Raw genomic sequence first — 19,818 nt, forward strand, 5'->3', positions numbered from 1 at the left:
CTGCACCTGTGTGGTGCGATGCTCTGGCTCCGAAGCATCGCACCACACTCGTGATCCGAACTCCAGACAGGACCTAGGCCGTCGCGGCGTACGATCCCGCCGGGACCTGCTTCTCCAGGACGATCATGGGGACGCCGTCGTCGCCCTGGGACGTGCCGACCGTCTCGTAGCCGACGCGGCGGTACAGACGGAGGCTGCCCTCGCTGCGGTGGCCCGTGGTGAGGCGGAACTTCTTCGCGCCGCGCTCCTCCACCAGCGCCGCCTCCGCCGCGCGCAGCAGGCGGGCGCCGATGCCGTGCCCCTGCAGCCGGGGGTGGACGCAGAGCCTCCCGATGCAGGCCGCGCCGTCCTCGGTCACGCTCCCGCGGACCGAGCCGACCACCTCGTCGCCGAGCCGGGCCACGAAGACGCAGTCCGAGGCGACCTCTGCACGGACCGAGTCGAGGGTCTGGACGAGCGGGTCGATGCGGTAGTTGCCGTACAGCGCGGCCTCGCTCTGGAAGCACAGGTACTGCAGCCTGAAGATCTGCTCGGCATCCTGCTCGGTCGCCACAGAGATGGTCACGCTCATGCCCATGTGCGCACGCCTCCCGCTCACCTGATCGCCTGTCGTTCCCCACTCCTATCCCCGCGGTTCACGGACCGCAACCTCCACCGCGAGCAACCGACGCAGACATCCAAGGCATTTGGAGCGTTCCGGGCCAAGACTGCCCTGTGAGATACCCAACTCCCCCGCGATCTCCCGATAGGTCAGGTCCCGCGGGGACAGCAGCGCCGCCATCAGGCGAGGGCAGCGGCCGGGGAGCCGGCGCACCGCCGCGTACAGAGCCCGGCGGCGGGCCGCCAAGAGCGCCTGCTGCTCCGGCCCGGACCCCGTGTCGTCGGCGGGCTCGCTGCCGTACGGCAGTTCGAGGCGGGCTGTGCGCCGGCCGCGGCGCGCCTCGCAGCGGACGGTCCGCCGCAGCCACTCCTGCGGGTCGACGGGCGGCCCCTCGGTCTCGAGCCGCTCCAGGAACCGCAGCCACACCGCCTGTTCCAGGTCGCTCGGCTCCATCCCGGACCCGTGCGCCTCGGCCGAGGCTTCGGCAGCGAGCAACGGGTGCAGGGCCGTGAGCATCTCGTGGGTCATATGCGGCGGGACGCGGCCGCCCCGGCGACGGGTTGCCGAAGCGGCCGCGCATCACCCCAACCGGGTTGTCCGCGTCGCACGTTGACTCCTCAGCCGCGCAGGAAGTCCTCGCGGGCGAGCAGCCCGGTGTCGGCGTTGTCGGTGAAGACCCCGTCGATGCCGGTCGCGAAGTACGTCGCGAAGGCCCCGAAGACATCCCCGTACGCGGTCGGGTCGGTGCCCTTCCTGAAGTCCGCGGGCAGGAAGGTGTTCTCGTTCCTCATGGTCCACGGGTGCAGGATCAGGCCCGCGGCGTGTGCGTCGGCGACGAGCGTGGACGGCTCGGTGAGGTTGCCCTGCGCGTCCCTCGGGATGACCAGGTCGAGGGTCGGGCCGATGCCCTGGGCGTACGACGCGATCTGCTCAAGGCCCTTCGGGGTGATGAGGTCGGCGACCGTGCGCGGGTCGCCCGCCTCGACGAAGTCCCAGGGGCGGCTGCCGGCGGAGGACAGGAGCACCACGAGCGGATTGCCGACGAGCTTGTTCAGGCGCTGGATGCTGCTGGGTTCGAAGGACTGGATGATGACCGGCGAGTCCTTGCCGTCCTTGCCGTGCCGGCGCAGGATCCGGGTGAGCCGCTCCTCCAGGCCGAGGCCCAGCTTGCGGAAGTAGGTGGGGTGCTTGGTCTCGGGGTAGATCCACACCTGCCGGCCGCGCCTGCGGGTCTGCTCGTCCTGCCACCGCAGGACCTCTTCGAAGGTGGGGATCTCCCAGCGGCCGTCGTAGACCGTGTTGTGCTGGCGGGCGGCCGGGATGCGCTCGACGGCGCGCAGGGTCTTCAGCTCGGCCAGCGTGAAGTCCTCGGTGAACCAGCCGGTGGTGGACACGCCGTCCAGGACCTTGGTGGTCCTGCGGCCGGCGAACTCCGGGTGGTCGGCGACGTCGGTGGTCCCGCCGATCTCCGGCTCGTGCCGGCACACGAGATGGCCGTCCTTGGTGGGCACCAGGTCACCGGCCTCCACGATGTCGGCACCCAGGTCGAGGGCCAGTTCGTAGGAGCCGAAGGTGTGCTCCGGCCGGTAGCCGCTCGCCCCGCGGTGCCCGATGACCGTCGGGACGGGCAGGCTCTTCAGCCCGCCGCCCCCGTGCCGCGCGTCCGCGTGCGCGGCGCCGGGCAGCCCGAGGACCGCTCCCCCCGCGCCGAGCACCGCCGCGCCGAGCAGGGCCCGCCTGCCCGTCCCCCGCCCCTGCTCGTACGACTCCCGCGTCCCCATGAGACTCCTCCCGCCACCCGTGTAGAAGCGGGTCGATCGTAGGTGCGGACGGGTGACGGCCGGGAGACGGCCGGGAGACGGCCGGGAGACGGACGTGGGAACGCACGGCGGACGGAGGCCGTCCTGACGGGTGTGGGGCTGAGGGCGCGCGGAGCACCGGAATTGACGGCCCGTCATCCGCCGGGCGCGATGTGCGTCACACCCGTCCGGCGGGTGACGGGCGTGCGGCACACGGCAACCGCAGGTAAACAGTCGTCCACGACACGAATCCGCCGCGTGAACCCGATGTGCGCCACCCCGGGCACCGCGAGTATCGTCCTCACCTGCACAGACTCACACCGCAATCCCTTGACACCGGAGGGCCCGTTGTCCCGCTTCGTGCTCATCAAGGCAGTGCTCGGACCGATCATGCGCCTGATGTTCCGCCCACGGGTGGAGGGCGCGGAGCACATCCCGGGCGACGGTCCCGTCATCCTGGCGGGCAACCATCTGACGTTCATCGACTCGATCGTGCTGCCGCTGGTGACCAAGCGGCAGGTCTTCTTCATCGGCAAGGACGAGTACGTCACCGGCAAGGGCCTCAAGGGACGGGCCATGGCCTGGTTCTTCACGGGGGTCGGGATGATCCCGGTCGACCGGGACGGCGCGAACGGCGGAGTGGCCGCGCTGATGACCGGCCGCCGGATCCTGGAAGAGGGCAAGGTCTTCGGGATCTATCCGGAGGGCACCCGTTCCCCCGACGGCCGCCTGTACCGCGGCCGCACGGGCATCGCCCGCCTCACCCTGATGACCGGTGCCCCCGTCGTCCCGTTCGCGATGATCGGCACCGACAAGCTGCAGCCCGGCGGCCGCGGCATGCCCCGCCCCGGGCGGGTCACCGTGCGCTTCGGCGAGGCGATGGAGTTCTCCCGGTACGAGGGAATGGACCGCGACCGGTATGTGCTGCGCGCGGTGACCGACTCCGTGATGACCGAGGTCATGCGGCTGTCGGGGCAGGAGTACGTGGACATGTACGCCACGAAGGCGAAGGCGGCGTAGCGGGGGCCCACGGGCCCGCCCGCCGCCGGTCGCTGCCCGGTCGCGGTCCCGCGCCCCTAGCGGGGCGCGCGCCTCGCGTCCTCCAGGCGCTGTCCGCGCAGCAGGAACCACGCGGCGGCCGACGTGGCCAGCAGGACCGCCGCGCCGACCGCCGTCGCGAGCGTGAGTCCGTCGACGAACGCCGCACGGGCCGGCTCCAGGAGGGCCCGGGCGGTGTCCGAGGGCATGCCCGATGCCGCCTTGACCGCGCCGCCCAGCGATTCGTGCGCCGCGGCGGGGGTGCCGGACGGGCCGGTGAAGCCACGGTAGACACCGGTCACGATCGAGCCGAGCAGGGCGATGCCGAGGGCCGCGCCGAGCTCGTACGCCGTCTCGGACACGGCGGAGGCGGCGCCCGCCTGTTCCCTGGGCACGCTGGACAGGATGACGTCCGCGGTCACCGTGAACGACAGACCCGCGCCGATGCCCACGACCAGCAGCGCGGTCCCGATCAACGGGTAGCCGGTGGACCGGTCGAGCAGGGTGAGCGAGGCCAGCGCCAGGCCCACCGCGGCGAGCCCGCCGGAGACCGCGGCACGCACCGAGAACCGCCGGGCCACCGGGCCCGCGGCCATGCCCGCCGCCACCGCGCCGACGGCGGCGGGCACTTCGGCGAGGCCGGCTTCGAAGGGCGGCCTGCCCTGCACCAGTTGCAGGTACTGCGAGAGGAAGAAGACCAGCCCGGACAGGCCTAGGACGGTCAGCAGGTCGGCGAGCACGGCACCGCTGAAGCCGCGGTGGCGGAACAGCCGCATGTCCAGCAGCGGTACCGGCAAAGTCAGCTGGCGGCGCACGAAGCCGTACAGCGCGGCGGCGCCGATGACGCCGGCCGCCGCGGCCGGCCGGGACACCCCGTGCGCGGCCGCCTCCTTGACCGCGTAGACGAGGCCGACCACGCCGACGAGCGAGAGGACCACGCCGGGCAGGTCCCAGGGGCCGGGGTTCGGGTTGCGGGACTCGGGCAGCGTTCTGATGCCGACGAGGACGAGGACGGCCATCACAGGCAGGTTGATCAGGAAGACCGAGCCCCACCAGAAGTGTTCGAGCAGGAAGCCGCCGGCGATCGGCCCGACGGCCGTGCCGGCCGAGGCGGTGGCGCCCCAGATGCCGACGGCGAGGCTGCGTTCGCGCGGGTCGTGGAAGAGGTTGCGGATCAGCGCCAGCGTGGCGGGCATCAGGGTGGCGCCCGCGACACCCAGCAGCGCCCGCGCCAGGATCATCGACTCCGCAGTCGAGGCGTAGGCGTTGAGGACCGATATCAGGCCGAAGGCCGTGGCCCCGCCGAGCAGGACGCGCTTGCGGCCGATGCGGTCGCCGAGGCTGCCCATGGTCACGAGCAGGCCCGCGATCACGAACGAGTAGACGTCGCCGATCCACAGCAGCTGGGTTCCCGACGGCTTCAGGTCCTCGCTGATGTACGGGGTGGCGAGGCCGAGGACGGTCGCGTCCACGGCCACCAGCAGCACGGCGAGCACCAGGACGGACAGCGCGAGCCAGCGGCCCGGACGCCTCTCCGCCCGTGGCGTGATCTCCCCACGCCGCAGGGTGCTGGTCATGGTTCCTCTCTTCGTAGTGCGCCGCCGAGCAACAGCTCGACGATCATGTAGGTGAAGTCCTTGGCGGCGACGCGCCCCTCCGCCACGGCCCAGGCGCCGGAGGCCATCAGGCCGTAGAGCGCGTCCGTGAGCCATGCCGGGGTGAGGTCGATCCGGAACTCGCCGCTCGCCTGGCCGCGCCGGAACAGCGCGGCGATCCGGGCGTCGATCCGGGCCCACCCCTCGTTCTGTTCCTCGCCCTCGAAGAGCTGGTTCTCGCTGTAGAGGAAGGCGAGGAGTCCGGCGGCCGGCTCGGCCTCCGTCACGAGGCGGCGCAGGGCCTCCCTGGCCGAGCCGTCGTCGAGCCGTGCGGCGTCCAGGGCCGCCTCGCACTCCGCGATGCCGAGCCCCTCCAGCGCCCGTACCAGCGCGTCACGCCCGGCGAAGTGGCGATGCAGCGTGGCCCGGCTGATCCCGGCCGCCTTGGCGACCTCCTCCATGGTGGCGGTGGATTTCCGGGTGAGCAGGGCGGCAGCACTGCGCAGCACGTGGTCTCGATCGACAGCCATGAGACAACGATAGCGCATATGAGACGCCAGCGTCTCACTAGAATCACGCGACTCTCAGCGAGTCGCACTTTCGGTCGCTCTCAGCGCCAGGGCAGCCGGCCGCGCCGCTCCCAGTACACGCGCGGGTCCTCAGCGAGGTCCTCCAGCCGGGCGAGCTGGTCCTCGTCGAGGCCGACGACGACGGCGTGCAGATTGGACGCGAGCTGCTCGGTGGTGGCCGCGCCCGAGAGGACGACACCGGCCCAGGGCCTGCGCAGGATCGCGGCGAGGGCGACGGCGTCGCAGCCGAGAGACGTCCGCGCGGCCACGGCCTTCAGGGGATCCGGCGCGTGGGGGCCGGCCAGCCGCCCATTGGCCATGCCCTCCTTGACGATCACCGTGAGCCCGGCGTCGTGGGCCTCGGCGAGCGCCGGGGCGGCCGAGGTCTCCAGCACGTTGTACGTGGACTGGACGGTACGGAAGAGGGGCTCCCCGTCGACCGTCACGGCGAGCGCGGCCCGGATCGCCTCGGCCTGTGCCGGGCCGCTGGTCGAGAAGCCGATCGTGAGGCCCTCGGCCGCGGCCTCGGCGAGCCTGGCGTGGAGTTCCGTGTCGGTGAGGGCCGGGCTGTCCGGGGTGACCGAGTGGATCTGGTACAGATCGAGCCGGTCGCCGAGCAGTGCGGCGGACTCGGCGTGCTGCCGCTCGTACGCGGCGACGCTGTGGTCCTTGACCTCGTGCTGATCGGCGTCGGTGCGCCAGCCGGCGGTGTAGGTGTAGCCCCACTTGCTGCCGACGACGACGTCGCCGGTGCCGGGACGGGCCTTCAGCCAGTCGGCGAGGAACTCCTCGGAGCGGCCGTACGAGCGGGCCGCGTCGACGTAACGGACCCCCTGGGCGTAGGCGGCGTCCAGGAGTTCATGGGTACGGGCGCGCAGGGCGTCCACGCTGCGGACCGGCGGGAGGTCCTGCTCGCGGCCGAGGTTGATGTAGCCGGGACGGCCGACGGCGGCGAGGCCCAGGCCCATGCGGCAGGCGGGAGCCGTCGCCGAGGTCTCCCCCGCACGAGCAAAGCCGAGAGCTTGGGGAAGTGCGAAGGGCATCGCGTGCTCCGTTCGGTCGGCTCCGTTCGGCCGGGACCAACCTAACCCGCGACGCCCCTCGCCTCCGGGACGCGCTACTTCTTCCGCTTCGCTGTGGCCCACGCGTGCTGCGCCGCCACGTCCGCCCTCACCTCGGCCAGTTGCACGGCGACCGCCTCGGGCGCGGTGCCGCCGCGGCCGTTGCGGGCGGCGAGGGCGCCCGGGACGTTGAGCACGGACCGCACCTCGGGGGTCAGATGGACGGAGATCTTCGCGAACTGCTCGTCCGTGAGCCCGTCCAGCTCCTTGCCCTCCGCCTCGGCCGCCTTCACGCACTCGCCGGCGACCTCGTGCGCGACGCGGAACGGCACACCCTGCTTGACCAGCCACTCGGCGATGTCGGTGGCGAGCGAGAAGCCGGCCGGGGCCAGCTCCTCCATGCGCTCGCGGTGCACGGTCAGCGTGGCCATCATGCCGGTGAAGGCCGGGAGCAGGACCTCCAGCTGGTCGATGGAGTCGAAGACCGGCTCCTTGTCCTCCTGGAGGTCGCGGTTGTAGGCCAGCGGCAGGGCTTTGAGGGTGGCGAGCAGTCCCGTCAGATTGCCGATCAGGCGGCCGCTCTTGCCGCGCGCCAGCTCCGCGATGTCCGGGTTCTTCTTCTGCGGCATGATCGAGGAGCCGGTGGAGAAGGCGTCATGGAGGGTGACGAAGGAGAACTCCTTCGTGTTCCAGATGATGACCTCCTCGGCGATCCGGGAGAGGTTGACGCCGATCATCGCGGTGATGAAGGCGAACTCGGCGACGAAGTCGCGGGAGGCCGTGCCGTCGATGGAGTTGGCCGAGCTGCCGTGCTCGAAGCCCAGATCCTCGGCGACCGCCTCGGGGTCGAGGCCGAGGCTGCTGCCCGCGAGCGCGCCCGACCCGTACGGCGACACGGCCGTGCGCTCGTCCCACTGGCGCAGCCGCTCGGCGTCCCGGGACAGGGCCTGGACGTGGGCGAGGACATGGTGGGCGAAGAGCACCGGCTGGGCGTGCTGCAGATGGGTACGACCGGGCATCGCCACGTCGGGGTGGGCCTCCGCGAGACCGACCAGGGCGTCCTGGAGTTCCGCGACCAGGCCGCCGATGGTGCGCGCGTGGTCCCGCAGGTACATGCGGAAGAGGGTGGCGATCTGGTCGTTGCGGGAGCGGCCCGCGCGCAGCTTGCCGCCGAGATCGGGGCCGAGACGCTCCAGCAGGCCGCGCTCCAGGGCGGTGTGCACGTCCTCGTCGGCGATGGTGCCCGTGAACGCGCCCGAGGCCACGTCCGCCTCCAGCCGGTCGAGCCCGGCGAGCATACGGGTCAGCTCGTCGTCCGTGAGGAGCCCCGCCTTGTGCAGCACGCGCGCGTGGGCCCGGGAACCGGCGATGTCGTACGGCGCGAGCCGCCAGTCGAAGTGGACGGACGCGGACAGCTTCGCCAGGGCCTCGGCGGGTCCGTCGCCGAAACGGGCGCCCCACAGCCGTACGTCACCGCTGTTGCTGCTCACTTGCTGTGCTCCTCGAAGGTCTGGATGTGCCACTGCCTCCCCACCGGTCAATGAGGAGGCGGCTGTCAGGCTAGTGCCCCGGCAGGCAGCGTCTGCCCGTCAAGGAGCGGCGTCGTGGGGCCCCGGGTCGAGCGGAGCCGAGAGCGGGGGAGCGTGCTCTCGGCGTGCCGGCCGGAAGTCCCCGTACCGGACGCCCCCGGGCTCTCGGCCGGTACGGCGAGTGGCGGTGCCCCCTGCTCGAAGAGCCTGGGAGAGCGTGCCGGGCGCCGCGACGGGGCGAACGCCGCCTAGTGCGTGTGAGGGTGCCGGCCGGCTCAGGCGAGGTCGCGCTGGGCGGCGATCTTCGACGACAGGCTGTAGATGTCGATGAAGCCCTTGGCCGCGGACTGGTCGAAGGTGTCGCCGGTGTCGTAGGTGGCGAGGTTGAAGTCGTACAGCGACTCCTGGGAACGCCGGCCGGTGACGACCGCGCGGCCGCCGTGCAGGGTCATCCGGACGTCGCCGGAGACGTGCTGGTTGGCCTCGTCGATGAAGCCGTCCAGGGCGCGCTTGAGCGGGGAGAACCACTGGCCGTCGTAGACCAGCTCGCCCCAGCGCTGCTCGACCTGCCGCTTGTAGCGGGCCAGCTCGCGCTCGACGGTGACGTTCTCCAGCTCCTGGTGGGCGGTGATCAGGGCGATCGCGCCGGGAGCCTCGTACACCTCGCGGGACTTGATGCCCACGAGCCGGTCCTCGACCATGTCGATCCGGCCGATGCCCTGGGCGCCCGCGCGCTGGTTGAGCTGCTGGATGGCCTGCAGGACGGTGACGGGCTTGCCGTCGACGGCGACCGGGACGCCCTCCTTGAAGGTGATGACCACCTCGTCGGCGTCGCGGAGCTCGGCCGGGTTCGAGGTGTACTCGTAGATGTCCTCGATCGGGGCGTTCCAGATGTCCTCGAGGAAGCCGGTCTCGATGGCCCGGCCGAAGACGTTCTGGTCGATGGAGTACGGGGACTTCTTGGTGGTCGCGATCGGGAGGCCCTTCGCCTCGCAGAACGCGATCGCCTTGTCCCGGGTCATCGCGTAGTCACGGACCGGGGCGATGCACTGGAGGTCGGGGGCGAGGGCGACGATGCCGGCCTCGAAGCGGACCTGGTCGTTGCCCTTGCCGGTGCAGCCGTGGGCGACCGTGCCGGCGCCGTGCTTCTTGGCGGCGGCGACGAGGTGCTTGACGATGGTCGGCCGGGACAGCGCGGACACCAGCGGGTAGCGGTCCATGTAGAGGGCGTTGGCCTTGATCGCCGGGAGGCAGTACTCGTCGGCGAATTCATCCTTGGCGTCGGCGACCTCGGCCTCGACGGCACCGCAGGCGAGCGCGCGCTTGCGGATGACGTCCAGGTCCTCGCCGCCCTGGCCGACGTCCACGGCAACGGCGATGACCTCGGCGCCCGTCTCCTCGGCGATCCAGCCGATGGCGACGGAGGTGTCCAGACCGCCGGAATAGGCGAGTACGACGCGCTCGGTCACGGGTTTCTCCCTCACAGTGCATTCGCTGATATGCATGAGTATGCAGCACTCTGCATGGTTCGTCAATCCGACCCTCCGGGGGCGGCCGCGCCGAACCGGGGCCGGGCCGCCCCGAGACGGCTCCGGAAGAAAGCCGCGGAACCCGTTGAACGCTCGAAATCGCTTTCCCGTACCTCTCGCCGAACGCAGGCGCCGCGTTCGTCACGGCAGCCCCGGCTGCCGTGACGTCACCGCAGTCACCCCCGACCCGAGTGAGGCAGCGTCATGTCCAGGGCTCTTCCGAAGTACAACAGGCGCCGCGTGGCGATCATCGGCGGCGCCGCCGCGGTGGTGCTGTCCGGCACGGTGATCGCCGGCTCCGCCCTCGCCGGGGAGACGTCCAAGGGCAACGGCGCCAGAACCCTGGCGGCCCCGGGCACCGTCTCCTGCCCGGATGTGAGGTCGCAGCTGCCCGCGATCCCCGCCTCCGCCCAGGCCGAGGGCGACCGCAACCTCACCCTGCTGAACACCCAGATCACCGAAGCCGACAAGCGGCTCGTCGACACCGTGGGCCAAGGCGGCCCCAACTTCGTCCAGAACGCGATCCTCGGCCCCCTCAAGGACAAGCGCGTGGCGACGATCGACCGCATCGCCATCGCCATCGGGCGGACCGCGGCCAAGCCCCAGGGCCTCGACTCCCTGGCAGCCTGCACGCTCACCAAGTGAGGTGACAGGTGCCGTGGCCGCCCCGCACGCCGGCCGGGGCGGCCACCGCCGGCGCCGGAGACGGCGGCACACGGCCGCCGCGATTCCTCAGACGGTCGAAAGACTTTCCCCGATAATCGTCAGCCATGGGAAAGACCTATGAGCGCATAGACGGCAGACTGCGCGCGTTCATCGAGGCGCAGCCCGTCTTCTTCACCGCCACCGCTCCACTCTCCGCCGACGGCACGGTCAACCTCTCCCCCAAGGGGCTCAAGGGCTCCTTCGCCGTCATCGACGAACTCACCGTCGCCTACCTGGACTTCGCCGGAAGCAACGCCGAGACGATCGCGCACCTGCGGGAGAACGGCAGGATCACCCTGATGTGGTGCGCCTTCCAGGGCCCGCCCACCGTCGTGCGCGTGCACGGCCGCGGCGAGCCGGTCTTCCGCGACGACCCCCGCTTCCGGGGCCTGCTCGCCCGCTTTCCCGGCATCGACCCGGCCCCCCACGGCCTGCGCGCGATCATCGTGGTCACGGCCGAACGCATCCGGGACACCTGCGGCTACGCGGTTCCGTTCATGACGTACGAGGAGGACCGCGATCTGCACGGCAAGCGGTTCGCGCGCGAGGACGACGCCTCGCTGAACGACTACTTCCGGGGCAAGGAGCACATCGAACGGAGTATGGACGGCCTGCCGGGACTCCCGTTGCCGCTGCCGCCGTCTACGGTCTGAGCCATGCGCCCCGGTGTCGCCGCCGCCCTCGTCTCCCTGTCCCTCCTCGTGCTCGGCGCCGCGCCGGACCGGGGCGGAGATGCGCCGCTGCCCGCGCTCATGGCGGACACCGGTGGCGGCACCCAGCTGATCACCGCGCAGGCGCCCGTCCCGGACGCGACGGCCGGGACTCTCACCTGGTGGGACCTGCGCGAGGGGCACTGGCTGCCGGCCGGTACCGCCCCGGCCCGCTTCGGCTCGGGCGGCCTGGTCGAGGGCGCCTCACGCCGGCAGGGCACGAACACCACCCCGACGGGCCTGTACGACCTGCCGTACGCCTTCGGCATCCGGGCCGCGCCCCCGGGGACCAGGACCCCCTACCGCCCGGTCCGCCAGAACTCCTGGTGGTGCCAGGACACCGGCTCCCGCTCCTACAACCGCTGGACCGAGCCCCTTCCGGCGGACTGCCGCACCTCCGAGTCGGAGCAGCTGATCACATACGACCCGCAGTACGGCTACGCCTTCGTCATCGGCTTCAACTACGACCGACCGGTGCCGGGCCGCGGCGCCGGCATCTTCCTGCACGTCAACGGCAAGGGGGCGACCGCCGGGTGCGTGTCCGTGCCTCAGGACGCGATGCGGCGGATCCTGGCGTGGGCGGACCCGGCGCGCCGGCCGCACATCGCGATCGGGACGGCGAGCGGGGTGACCGCGCTCACCCGCTCCTGACCCGGTCGGCGGGCAGCCGCACCGTGAACGTCGTCGAACCCGGGCGGCTGTCCACGCCCACGCTCCCACCGTGCGCCTCGGTCACCCCCGCCACGATCGACAGGCCGAGCCCGGCGCCGCCTCCGCGGTTTTCCGGGCGGCGGCGGTGGTCGGCACGGGTGAAGCGTTCGAAGACACCCGGCTGGATCTCGCCGGGAATCCCCGGGCCGTCGTCGTGCACCCTCAGGACGGCCGCCGCGCCCTCCGCCTCCAGTGAGACGGTCACCTTGGTGCCCGCCGGGGTGTGCAGCCGGGCGTTGGCCAGCAGATTGGCCAGCACCTGGTGCAGCCGGTGGGTGTCCCCGGTCACCGTCACCGGCTCCTTGGGCAGCTCCAGCGTCCAACGGTGATCGGGGCCTGCGGCCCGTGCGTCCGTCACCGCGTCGAGGACGAGGCGGGTCAGGTCGACGGGCAGCCGCTCCAGAGGGCGGCCCGCGTCCAGCCGGGCCAGCAGCAGCAGATCGTCCACCATCTCGCCCATGCGGGCCGACTCCGCTGCGATCCGCTCCAGGGCACGGGTGATCTGCGGCGGGACCGGACCCGGGTGCAGCAGCGCCAGTTCGGCGTGGCCGCGGACCGAGGCGACCGGGGTGCGCAGCTCGTGGCTGGCGTCGGCGGCGAAGCTGCGCAGCCGCTCCTCGCTGGCGTGCCGCTTGGTCAGCGCGTCCTCGACATGGCCGAGCATGCGGTTGAACGCGGCGTCGACCCGGTCCACCTCGCTGCCCGGGTCGTTCTCCGGGGCGCGTTGCGGCAGCGCGACCTCGCCGCTGGCCAGGGGGAGCTCACTGACCCGGGTGGCCGTCGCGGCGACACGGCTGAGCGGCCGCAGGGACAACCGCACCCAGACGGCGCCCGCGACACCGGTGGCGGCGAGGGCCACGCCGAACACGACGGCCGAGACCAGTTCCAGCCGGTGCACCGCGGACTCCACCGGCTCCAGCGGCAGCCCGGTGACCAGGACGTCGCCGTCCAGACCGGCCGTCGCGATCACCCGGTACTCGCCGAGGTGGCGCAGCCGGATGCTGTGGCCCCGGCCGTCCACGGGCACCCTGGCGAGCCGGCGCTTGTCCTCGGGGTCCAGCGGGGTGGTCAGCTTGGTGGCGTCGCTGCCGGCGCGCACCACCGCCGCGTTGGTGACGGTGCCCGCGGCCAGCCGGGCGCCGAAGGTGCCGGTGGACTGCCTGCGGGTATCGGCGTGCTCGTCGCCGTCGTGGTCGGAGGGCCTGAGGCCGTGCTCCAGACTCGCCGCGAACTTCGGGCCTACGTCGCGCAGCTGCTGGTCCAGCCGGCCGGTGAGGAAGCCGTTCAGCTCGATCACGGCGGCGAGGCCGACCGCGGCGCAGCTGAGGGCGAGCAGCACGACGAGCCCGGCGGTGAGCCGGGCCCGCAGCGTGCGCGGCCGGGGCAGCCGCCACGCCCATCGTGCCGCGCCCCGCGGCCCCGCCCTCACCGGGCCACCGGCTTGAGCACGTAGCCGGCCCCGCGCACAGTGTGGATCATGGGTTCGCGGCCCGCGTCCACCTTCTTGCGCAGATACGAGATGTACAGCTCGACGACATGGGCCTGGCCGCCGAAGTCGTAGGACCACACCCGGTCGAGGATCTGCGCCTTGCTCAGGACGCGCCGCGGGTTGCGCATCAGGAAGCGCAGCAGCTCGAACTCGGTGGGCGACAGCTCGATCAGCTCGCCGGCCCGGGTCACCTCGCGCGCCTCCTCGTCCATGACCAGGTCGCCCACGCTCAGCCGGGGCCCCTCCTCCATCTGCCGGGCCATGCCGGCCCGCCGCAGCAGACCGCGCAGCCGGGCGACGACCTCCTCCAGGCTGAACGGCTTCGTCACATAGTCGTCGCCGCCCGCCGTGATCCCGGCGATGCGGTCCTCGACGGCGTCCCGCGCCGTGAGGAAGAGCACACAGACCTCCGGCTGCACGGTGTGCAGGCCGCGCAGCACCTCGAAGCCGTCGGTGTCCGGGAGCATCACGTCCAGGACGACGGCATCGGGCATCAGATCACGGGCCTCGGCGACGGCCGTGGCGCCGTCGCCGGCCGTGCGTACCTCCCACCCCTCGTAGCGCAGGGCCCCGGACAGCACCTCGGCGAGGTCCGGGTCGTCGTCGACGACGAGGACGCGCAGGCGTGTGCCGTCGGGGCGGGAGAGGGCGGGGTGGCCGGGGCGGCCCGAGCGGGGTGTGTTCATGGCGGTTACCAGGATCCCCCCTCGCGCGAGCGGCCGACGACACCGGACGCTCTGAGTTCCCTATGAGTGACGGGCGGCGGCCGCCGGGAGTTCCCAGCGCAGGGCCCCGCTCCCCCGACCCTTTCAGATCACGCTCAGGTTCCTCAGAGCCGCCTCAGAGGTTCCGGCTGCACAGTTGCGGCCTCGCCTCGATGCCCGAAAGGAACGGTTCATGACCACGGTGTACCAGCAGCAGGCGCCGCCAGTGCCGCCGATCGTCAGGCACTCCCCGGCAGGTCCGCTGCTGGCCCTGCTGTGGGCCGGAGCCGCCGCCGTGGTGGCCCTGTGGTGGCAGAACACCGGCTCCGTGGTGGGCACGGCCGGCTGGCTGACCGGGGCCGGGCGGATCTCCGGGCTGCTGTGCGGATACGCCTGCGCCGTGCTGGTCGGGCTGATGGCCCGCGTGCCGCTGCTGGAGCGGCGGATCGGCTCGGACCGGGTGGCGCGCTGGCACGCGATGGCGGGCAGGTACACGGTCTCCCTGCTGGTCGCCCACATCGTGCTGATCCTGGCCGGGTACGCCGCCCAGGACCGCGCCTCGATCGTGCACGAGGCGGTGACGGTGGTGCTGGACTACCCGGAGATGCTCAAGGCCACCCTCGGCACCCTCGTCCTCCTGGCCGTCGGGATCACCTCGGCGCGCGCCGTCCGCCGCCGGGTCACCCACGAGTTCTGGTACTACGTGCACCTCCTGACGTACGGCGCGGTCTTCCTCGCCTTCGGGCACCAGCTCGCGCTGGGCGCGGAGTTCGTCGGGAACGCCTTCGCGACGGCCGTCTGGTACGCGCTGTACCTGGGGGTCGCGGGCCTCGTGGTGTGGTTCCGGATCCTCGCCCCGGTGCGTCTGAACATGCGCCACCGGCTGCGGGTGAAGTCGGTGCACCAGGAGGCGCCGGGCGTGTGGTCGGTGGTCATGCGCGGGCGGTACCTGGACGAGATGGGGGCCGAGCCGGGGCAGTTCTTCCGCTGGCGGTTCCTCGCGGACGGCCTGCGCTGGACGTCCACGCCGTACTCGCTGTCGGCGCCGCCGCGCCGTGACGTGCTGCGCATCACCGTCAAGTCGCTCGGCGACCACAGCACGTCGGTGGCGCTGCTGCGTCCGGGCACCCGGGTGTGGGCGGAGGGCCCGTACGGGTCGCTGACCGCGGACCGGGGGAGCACCGGCAAGTCACTGCTGATCGCGGGCGGCGTGGGGATCACCCCGATGCGCGCCCTGTTCGAGACGCTGCCGGGCGAGGTCACGCTGCTGTACCGGGCGCGCACGGCCCAGGACCTGGCGCTGGGCGCCGAACTGGAGGCGGTGGCCCGCTGGCGCGGCGCCCGGGTGCTGTACGCCCTCAACGGTGCGGACGGTTCGCGCCCGCGCGTCACGCCCGCCCGGCTGCACGCCTCCGTGCCGGACCTCGCCTCCCACGACGTCTATCTGTGCGGCCCGCACGGATTCGCCGAGGAGATGTACGAGGCGCTGCACGCGGCGGGCGTTCCCGACCACCGCATCCACCACGAGTCGTTCGAGCTGTGAGGCCGTCATGCACGCGTTGAAGAGGAAGAGCCCGCTGCGCCGCATCGTGCTGGCGAGCGCCGCCACCGTCACCGGGATGGTGCTGCTGCTGTCGATGAAGCCTCACTCCACGCCCGGCATCGCCGTGGCGGTGCCCGCCCCGTCGAGCAGCGCGGGTACATCGGGCGGGTCGGGCGGTTCCGGTGGGACGGGCGGATCCACCTCGACCGGCACCAAGACCGTCACCGGCGACTCGGTCGACACCCGCTACGGCCCCGTCCAGGTCCGGATCACGCTGGAGAACGGCAGGCTCACCGACGTCACGGCGGTCACCTACCCGCAGGACAACCCGAGGGACCAGGAGATCAACGGCTACGCCGTCCCGCAGCTCAACCGGGAGGCGCTGGCCGCGCAGAGCGCCCAGATCGACGCGGTCTCCGGGGCCTCCTACACCAGCCAGGGCTACCAGCAGTCGCTGCAGTCGGCGCTGGACTCCGCGAGGGGTTGAACGCGCGCGGCCTCCGGCACGTACCTGTGGGCCAAGGGGGCCACTGGCCTCGTCCCGTCCCACGCAGGAACACGGAGGACACCGTGTCCACGATCGCCGGTGGCCGCGCCGCACGGCGCCAGACGATGCGCGCCATCCGCCCACGCCGCTCCCACGCCGTCCCGCTGCTGCTCGCCGTCTGGGCGGGCGCGGCGGGCGTGCTGTGGCTGTGGTGGATGAACACCCCGTCCGTCGCGGACGACACCAGCAGGATCCTCAACGCGGGACGGATCACCGGCCTGCTCGCCGGCTATCTGATGGCGCTGGTCGTGCTGCAGATGGCGCGGGTGCCCGCGCTGGAACGCCGGGTCGGCTCCGACCGTGTCGCGCGCTGGCACGCGATGACCGGCCGGTACACGATCTGCCTGGTCCTCGCCCATCTCCTCCTGACGATGTGGGGCTACGCCCTGCAGAGCGGCAAAGGGCTCGGCGGGATCGTGCAGCAGACCGTCGACTCGGTCGGCCAGCTGCCGGACGTGGGCAAGGCGACCGTCGGCACGGGACTGCTGGTGCTCATCGGGCTGCTCTCGATCGGGCCGGTGCGCCGCAGGATCTCCTACGACCTCTGGTACCACGTCCATCTGCTCACCTACGCGGCGACCTACCTCTCGTTCTGGCACCAGCTGTCGACGGGCAACGAGTTCGCGGTCCAGCCCGAGGCGAAGACCGCCTGGTACGCGCTGTACGGATCGGTGACCGCGCTGCTGGTCTGGTACCGGATCATCACGCCGATCAGGCTGAACCTGCGTCACCGGTTGCGGGTCGAGGCGGTCGTCGAGGAGGCCCCGGGGGTCGTCTCGGTGCTGATGAGCGGGCGGAGGCTGCACCGGATGGGCGCGGAGGCCGGGCAGTTCTTCCGCTGGCGCTTCCTCGCGCCCGGCATGCGGTTCAGCTCGCACCCGTACTCGCTGTCGGCGGCGCCGCGCCCCAACATGCTGCGCATCACGGTGAAGGCGATCGGCGACCACAGCTTTGCGCTGCGGGACCTCAGGCCCGGCACCCGGGTGTGGGCGGAGGGCCCGTACGGGGCGCTCACCGCGGACCGGCGCCGCCGGGGCAAGGTGCTGCTGGTGGCCGGCGGCGTCGGCATCACGCCGATGCGGGCCCTGTTCGAGACGCTGCCCGGTGCCGCGGGCGACCTCACGCTGCTGTACCGGGCCAACAGCACCCAGGACCTGGCCCTGTGGGACGAACTCGCCCAGATAGCCGAGGAGCGGGGCGCGCGGCTGATGTACGCGGTCAACAGCCCCGACGGGGAACGCCCGGACATCTCACCGGAGACCCTGCGCCGGAAGCTGCCGGACATCGACCGTCACGACGTCTTCATGTGCGGTCCGCCCGGCTTCGCGCAGCAGGTGTACGAAGCACTGCGCGGCGCGGGGGTCCCCGCCCGCCGCATCCATCACGAGTCGTTCGAGATGTGAGCGACGGGACATCAGGAGCTCAGGAGCGATGAGGAAGAGCCACCCCATACGACGTGCCGTGCTCGCCACCGCCGCCACCGTGTCCGGCATCGTGCTGCTGCTGTCGCTGAAGCCGGGCTCCGGCCCGGCCTCGGCGCAGGCGGCGGGCGGAGCCGCACCGCAGCAGACGGCGGCGGGGCAGGAGTCACCGCAGGGCGGCAGCGGGCAGCAGACGGGCACGCGGACCGTCACCGGCGACGTGGAGAAGACGGAGTACGGCCCCGTGCAGGTCCGCCTCACCGTCAGCGGCGGCAGGATCACCGGGGCCGAGGCGGTGCAGGCACCCTCCGGTGGACTCAGCGGCCAGAAGACCGCCATGGCCGTGCCCAGACTCAACCAGGAGGCGGTGAGCGCGCAGAGTGCGAACATCGACGCGGTCTCCGGCGCCACCTACACCAGCCGGGGTTACCGGCGCTCACTGCAGTCGGCGATCGACAAGGCGAGGGCCGCGTCCACCGGCAGCGGTACGTCCGGGTCGGCCGACGGTTCCGGGGCGTCGGCCCAGGCGCGTACGGTCATGGGTGACGCGGCGCAGACGCAGTACGGCAGCGTCCAGGTCCGGGTCACCCTCAGCGGAGGCAAGGTCACCGGGGCCGAGGCGGTGCAGGCGCCCAAGGGCGGCCACAGCGGCCAGGTGACCGCCATGGCCGTACCCAAGCTCAACCAGGAGGCGGTGAGCGCGCAGAGTGCGAACATCGACGCGGTCTCCGGCGCGACCTATACCAGCGCCGGGTACAAGCAGTCCCTGCAGTCCGCCCTGGACAAGGCCGGTGGCTGAGTGGTCGGGCACATGACCGATCCCGCCGAGGCACCGCCCGCGCTGCGCCACGCGGAGGAGGTGATGGGCACCGTCTTCTCCTTCGACGTGCGCGGCGGCGAGCCTGAGGCCGTGCGGACCGCGCTGGAGGAGGCGGTCGCCGGACTCCACCGGGTGAACGAGGTGTTCAGCACCTACCGGGAGGACAGCCAGATCTCACGGCTCGCCCGCGGCGAGCTGACCGTCGGGGACTGCGATCCGGAGGTCGCCGGGGTGCTCGCGCTCGGCGAGGAGGCCGAGCGGGTCAGCGACGGCTGGTTCAGCACGCGCTACGCGGGACGGATCGACCCGACCGGGATCGTCAAGGGCTGGGCCGCCGAGCGGGCGGCCCGGCACCTGGCCGCCACCGGAGTGAGCGGGGTCAGTGTCAACGGCGGCGGGGACGTGCAGATGTTCGGCGTGCCCGGCCCGCACCGCCCCTGGCGGGTGGGTGTGTCGGATCCGCTGCGCCCCGGCGCGCTGGCGGCGGTGGTCTCCGCGGCCGGCGCCGACGAGCTGGCCGTGGCCACGTCCGGGACCGCGGAGCGCGGCGCGCACATTGTGGACCCGCGCACCGGCAGGCCCGCGGTCACCGACCTGGTCGCCGTGACCGTGGTGGCTCCCCGGCTGACCTGGGCCGACATCTGGGCGACGGCGGCCTTCGCGATGGGCTCGCGGCAGGCCCTGGCGTGGCTGGAGTCGCTGCCGGACGCCGAGGCCCTGCTGATCACGGCGGGCGACGAGGTTCGGTGCACGGGAGGGCTGGCGGCGCGGCTGGGCTGACGCGTGCGAGGAGGGCGTGGGGCGTACCGGAGGCGGTACGCCCTTCTCGTGTGCCGTCGTGTGCCGTCGTGTGCCGTCGTGTGCCGTCGTGGGCCGTCGTGGGCCGCCGGATGCGCCGGTGGCGTGCTCAGTGGGTGTTCTGCGCCAGCCGCAGCAGGTGGTCCGCCAGGGCCTGGCCGCCACTCGGGTCGCGGCTGATCAGCAGGAGGGTGTCGTCGCCGGCGATGGTGCCGAGGATGTCGTGCAGCTCCGCCTGGTCGATGGCCGAGGCGAGGAACTGCGCCGCGCCCGGGGGTGTCCGCAGGACCACGAGGTTCGCGGACGCCTCCGCGGAGATCAGCAGCTCCTGGGACAGGCGCCGCATCCGCTCCTCCTTGGCCGACTCGCCCAGCGGCGCGCGCGGGGTGCGGAAGCCGCCCTCGCTCGGTACCGCGTAGATCAGGTCGCCGTCGGTGTTGCGGATCTTCACCGCGTTCAGCTCGTCCAGGTCCCGGGAGAGCGTCGCCTGGGTGACGCTCAGCCCGTCGTCGGCGAGGAGCTTCGCCAACTGGCTCTGCGAGCGCACCGGTTGCCGGTTGAGGATGTCCACGATCCGGCGGTGGCGTGCGGTGCGGGTCTGCGGCACGGAGGGCCCCGCCTGCTCGTGGTCCTGCGCCTGACTCATCGT

19 protein-coding genes and 1 pseudogene are annotated in these 19,818 nt (G+C 72.3%); 9 read left to right on the plus strand and 11 right to left on the minus strand.

Annotated elements, in window-relative coordinates; translation table 11 throughout:
- Positions 1-73: 73 nt before the first annotated feature.
- The 3 genes from ACFSL4_RS29095 to ACFSL4_RS29105 all read right to left on the minus strand — a co-directional run bounded on the left by ACFSL4_RS29095 (position 74) and on the right by ACFSL4_RS29105 (position 2,382).
- A complete protein-coding gene (locus ACFSL4_RS29095; RefSeq protein ID WP_381089253.1) occupies positions 74-577 on the minus strand; it encodes a GNAT family N-acetyltransferase in 504 nt (167 codons plus the stop codon).
- 45 nt (positions 578-622) lie between these two features.
- Positions 623-1,129 (minus strand): sigma-70 family RNA polymerase sigma factor, encoded by a 507-nt coding sequence (locus tag ACFSL4_RS29100; RefSeq protein WP_381089257.1) that lies wholly within the window; start codon positions 1,127-1,129, stop codon positions 623-625.
- An 89-nt stretch (positions 1,130-1,218) separates the two neighbouring features.
- Positions 1,219-2,382: a glycerophosphodiester phosphodiesterase gene (locus ACFSL4_RS29105; RefSeq protein WP_381089260.1), complete on the minus strand. Its 1,164-nt coding sequence runs from the start codon at positions 2,380-2,382 to the stop codon at positions 1,219-1,221.
- Positions 2,383-2,667: 285 nt separating this feature from the next.
- Here ACFSL4_RS29105 and ACFSL4_RS29110 point away from each other — a divergent pair, with 285 nt between their 5' ends.
- Positions 2,668-3,420 (plus strand): lysophospholipid acyltransferase family protein, encoded by a 753-nt coding sequence (locus ACFSL4_RS29110; protein ID WP_381089433.1) that lies wholly within the window; start codon positions 2,668-2,670, stop codon positions 3,418-3,420.
- 56 nt (positions 3,421-3,476) lie between these two features.
- Here ACFSL4_RS29110 and ACFSL4_RS29115 read toward each other — a convergent pair whose 3' ends face one another.
- The 5 genes from ACFSL4_RS29115 to ACFSL4_RS29135 all read right to left on the minus strand — a co-directional run bounded on the left by ACFSL4_RS29115 (position 3,477) and on the right by ACFSL4_RS29135 (position 9,661).
- Positions 3,477-5,015 carry an MFS transporter gene (locus ACFSL4_RS29115; RefSeq protein WP_381089263.1) on the minus strand — a complete coding sequence of 513 codons (1,539 nt, stop codon included), beginning with the start codon at positions 5,013-5,015 and terminating at the stop codon, positions 3,477-3,479.
- Complete coding sequence (locus ACFSL4_RS29120) at positions 5,012-5,563, minus strand: TetR/AcrR family transcriptional regulator (RefSeq protein ID WP_381089266.1); 552 nt, start codon at positions 5,561-5,563, stop codon at positions 5,012-5,014. The genes ACFSL4_RS29115 and ACFSL4_RS29120 overlap by 4 nt, the downstream gene beginning before the upstream one ends.
- Before the next feature lie 80 nt (positions 5,564-5,643).
- Positions 5,644-6,645: an aldo/keto reductase gene (locus tag ACFSL4_RS29125; RefSeq protein WP_381089269.1), complete on the minus strand. Its 1,002-nt coding sequence runs from the start codon at positions 6,643-6,645 to the stop codon at positions 5,644-5,646.
- Positions 6,646-6,719: 74 nt separating this feature from the next.
- Entirely contained in the window at positions 6,720-8,153 is a 1,434-nt protein-coding gene (gene argH / locus ACFSL4_RS29130) for an argininosuccinate lyase (protein ID WP_381089272.1), read from the minus strand.
- A gap of 314 nt (positions 8,154-8,467) precedes the next feature.
- On the minus strand, positions 8,468-9,661 hold the full coding sequence (locus ACFSL4_RS29135; protein ID WP_381089275.1) for an argininosuccinate synthase: 1,194 nt from the start codon (positions 9,659-9,661) through the stop codon (positions 8,468-8,470).
- A gap of 264 nt (positions 9,662-9,925) precedes the next feature.
- Here ACFSL4_RS29135 and ACFSL4_RS29140 point away from each other — a divergent pair.
- The 3 genes and pseudogenes from ACFSL4_RS29140 to ACFSL4_RS29150 all read left to right on the plus strand — a co-directional run.
- Positions 9,926-10,357, plus strand: a pseudogene (locus ACFSL4_RS29140) (hypothetical protein); the annotation flags it as partial.
- Positions 10,358-10,491: 134 nt separating this feature from the next.
- Positions 10,492-11,079 carry a pyridoxamine 5'-phosphate oxidase family protein gene (locus tag ACFSL4_RS29145; RefSeq protein WP_381089278.1) on the plus strand — a complete coding sequence of 196 codons (588 nt, stop codon included), beginning with the start codon at positions 10,492-10,494 and terminating at the stop codon, positions 11,077-11,079.
- A 3-nt stretch (positions 11,080-11,082) separates the two neighbouring features.
- Positions 11,083-11,787 carry a L,D-transpeptidase family protein gene (locus tag ACFSL4_RS29150; protein WP_381089281.1) on the plus strand — a complete coding sequence of 235 codons (705 nt, stop codon included), beginning with the start codon at positions 11,083-11,085 and terminating at the stop codon, positions 11,785-11,787.
- On the opposite strand, the gene ACFSL4_RS29155 is transcribed toward ACFSL4_RS29150, so the two are convergent.
- Positions 11,774-13,276 carry a sensor histidine kinase gene (locus ACFSL4_RS29155; RefSeq protein ID WP_381089284.1) on the minus strand — a complete coding sequence of 501 codons (1,503 nt, stop codon included), beginning with the start codon at positions 13,274-13,276 and terminating at the stop codon, positions 11,774-11,776. The two genes, ACFSL4_RS29150 and ACFSL4_RS29155, sit on opposite strands and share 14 nt — an antisense overlap.
- On the minus strand, positions 13,273-14,022 hold the full coding sequence (locus ACFSL4_RS29160) for a response regulator transcription factor (protein ID WP_381089287.1): 750 nt from the start codon (positions 14,020-14,022) through the stop codon (positions 13,273-13,275). The genes ACFSL4_RS29155 and ACFSL4_RS29160 overlap by 4 nt, the downstream gene beginning before the upstream one ends.
- 211 nt (positions 14,023-14,233) lie before the next feature.
- Between ACFSL4_RS29160 and ACFSL4_RS29165 the strand changes: the two genes are divergently transcribed.
- From ACFSL4_RS29165 to ACFSL4_RS29185, 5 genes are all read left to right on the plus strand, one after another.
- Positions 14,234-15,583, plus strand: coding sequence for a ferredoxin reductase family protein (locus ACFSL4_RS29165; protein ID WP_381089290.1), 1,350 nt, complete (start codon positions 14,234-14,236; stop codon positions 15,581-15,583).
- Between the two features lie 7 nt (positions 15,584-15,590).
- Positions 15,591-16,070: an FMN-binding protein gene (locus tag ACFSL4_RS29170; protein WP_381089293.1), complete on the plus strand. Its 480-nt coding sequence runs from the start codon at positions 15,591-15,593 to the stop codon at positions 16,068-16,070.
- Between the two features lie 125 nt (positions 16,071-16,195).
- Complete coding sequence (locus tag ACFSL4_RS29175; protein ID WP_381089436.1) at positions 16,196-17,533, plus strand: ferredoxin reductase family protein; 1,338 nt, start codon at positions 16,196-16,198, stop codon at positions 17,531-17,533.
- Between the two features lie 28 nt (positions 17,534-17,561).
- Positions 17,562-18,350: an FMN-binding protein gene (locus ACFSL4_RS29180; RefSeq protein WP_381089296.1), complete on the plus strand. Its 789-nt coding sequence runs from the start codon at positions 17,562-17,564 to the stop codon at positions 18,348-18,350.
- A 12-nt stretch (positions 18,351-18,362) separates the two neighbouring features.
- Positions 18,363-19,151 (plus strand): FAD:protein FMN transferase, encoded by a 789-nt coding sequence (locus ACFSL4_RS29185; protein ID WP_381089299.1) that lies wholly within the window; start codon positions 18,363-18,365, stop codon positions 19,149-19,151.
- Positions 19,152-19,278: 127 nt separating this feature from the next.
- Here ACFSL4_RS29185 and ACFSL4_RS29190 read toward each other — a convergent pair whose 3' ends face one another.
- Complete coding sequence (locus ACFSL4_RS29190) at positions 19,279-19,815, minus strand: arginine repressor (RefSeq protein ID WP_381089302.1); 537 nt, start codon at positions 19,813-19,815, stop codon at positions 19,279-19,281.
- Between the last annotated feature and the right edge of the window lie 3 nt (positions 19,816-19,818).

Source organism: Streptomyces caeni, assembly GCF_042678285.1.
Taxonomy (GTDB): Bacteria; Actinomycetota; Actinomycetes; order Streptomycetales; family Streptomycetaceae; genus Streptomyces; species Streptomyces caeni.

What these genes read in the sequence shown, in the direction of transcription:
- ACFSL4_RS29105 (WP_381089260.1), bottom strand. Translation starts at nt 2,382, where the DNA reads ATGGGGACGCGGGAGTCGTACGAGCAGGGGCGGGGGACGGGCAGGCGG.
- ACFSL4_RS29120 (WP_381089266.1), bottom strand. Translation starts at nt 5,563, where the DNA reads ATGGCTGTCGATCGAGACCACGTGCTGCGCAGTGCTGCCGCCCTGCTC.
- ACFSL4_RS29110 (WP_381089433.1), top strand. Translation starts at nt 2,668, where the DNA reads ATGTGCGCCACCCCGGGCACCGCGAGTATCGTCCTCACCTGCACAGAC.
- ACFSL4_RS29150 (WP_381089281.1), top strand. Translation starts at nt 11,083, where the DNA reads ATGCGCCCCGGTGTCGCCGCCGCCCTCGTCTCCCTGTCCCTCCTCGTG.
- ACFSL4_RS29160 (WP_381089287.1), bottom strand. Translation starts at nt 14,022, where the DNA reads ATGAACACACCCCGCTCGGGCCGCCCCGGCCACCCCGCCCTCTCCCGC.
- ACFSL4_RS29185 (WP_381089299.1), top strand. Translation starts at nt 18,363, where the DNA reads ATGACCGATCCCGCCGAGGCACCGCCCGCGCTGCGCCACGCGGAGGAG.
- ACFSL4_RS29100 (WP_381089257.1), bottom strand. Translation starts at nt 1,129, where the DNA reads ATGACCCACGAGATGCTCACGGCCCTGCACCCGTTGCTCGCTGCCGAA.
- ACFSL4_RS29175 (WP_381089436.1), top strand. Translation starts at nt 16,196, where the DNA reads ATGCGCGCCATCCGCCCACGCCGCTCCCACGCCGTCCCGCTGCTGCTC.
- ACFSL4_RS29095 (WP_381089253.1), bottom strand. Translation starts at nt 577, where the DNA reads ATGGGCATGAGCGTGACCATCTCTGTGGCGACCGAGCAGGATGCCGAG.
- ACFSL4_RS29145 (WP_381089278.1), top strand. Translation starts at nt 10,492, where the DNA reads ATGGGAAAGACCTATGAGCGCATAGACGGCAGACTGCGCGCGTTCATC.
- ACFSL4_RS29165 (WP_381089290.1), top strand. Translation starts at nt 14,234, where the DNA reads ATGACCACGGTGTACCAGCAGCAGGCGCCGCCAGTGCCGCCGATCGTC.
- ACFSL4_RS29115 (WP_381089263.1), bottom strand. Translation starts at nt 5,015, where the DNA reads ATGACCAGCACCCTGCGGCGTGGGGAGATCACGCCACGGGCGGAGAGG.
- ACFSL4_RS29180 (WP_381089296.1), top strand. Translation starts at nt 17,562, where the DNA reads ATGAGGAAGAGCCACCCCATACGACGTGCCGTGCTCGCCACCGCCGCC.
- ACFSL4_RS29125 (WP_381089269.1), bottom strand. Translation starts at nt 6,645, where the DNA reads ATGCCCTTCGCACTTCCCCAAGCTCTCGGCTTTGCTCGTGCGGGGGAG.
- ACFSL4_RS29190 (WP_381089302.1), bottom strand. Translation starts at nt 19,815, where the DNA reads ATGAGTCAGGCGCAGGACCACGAGCAGGCGGGGCCCTCCGTGCCGCAG.
- ACFSL4_RS29170 (WP_381089293.1), top strand. Translation starts at nt 15,591, where the DNA reads ATGCACGCGTTGAAGAGGAAGAGCCCGCTGCGCCGCATCGTGCTGGCG.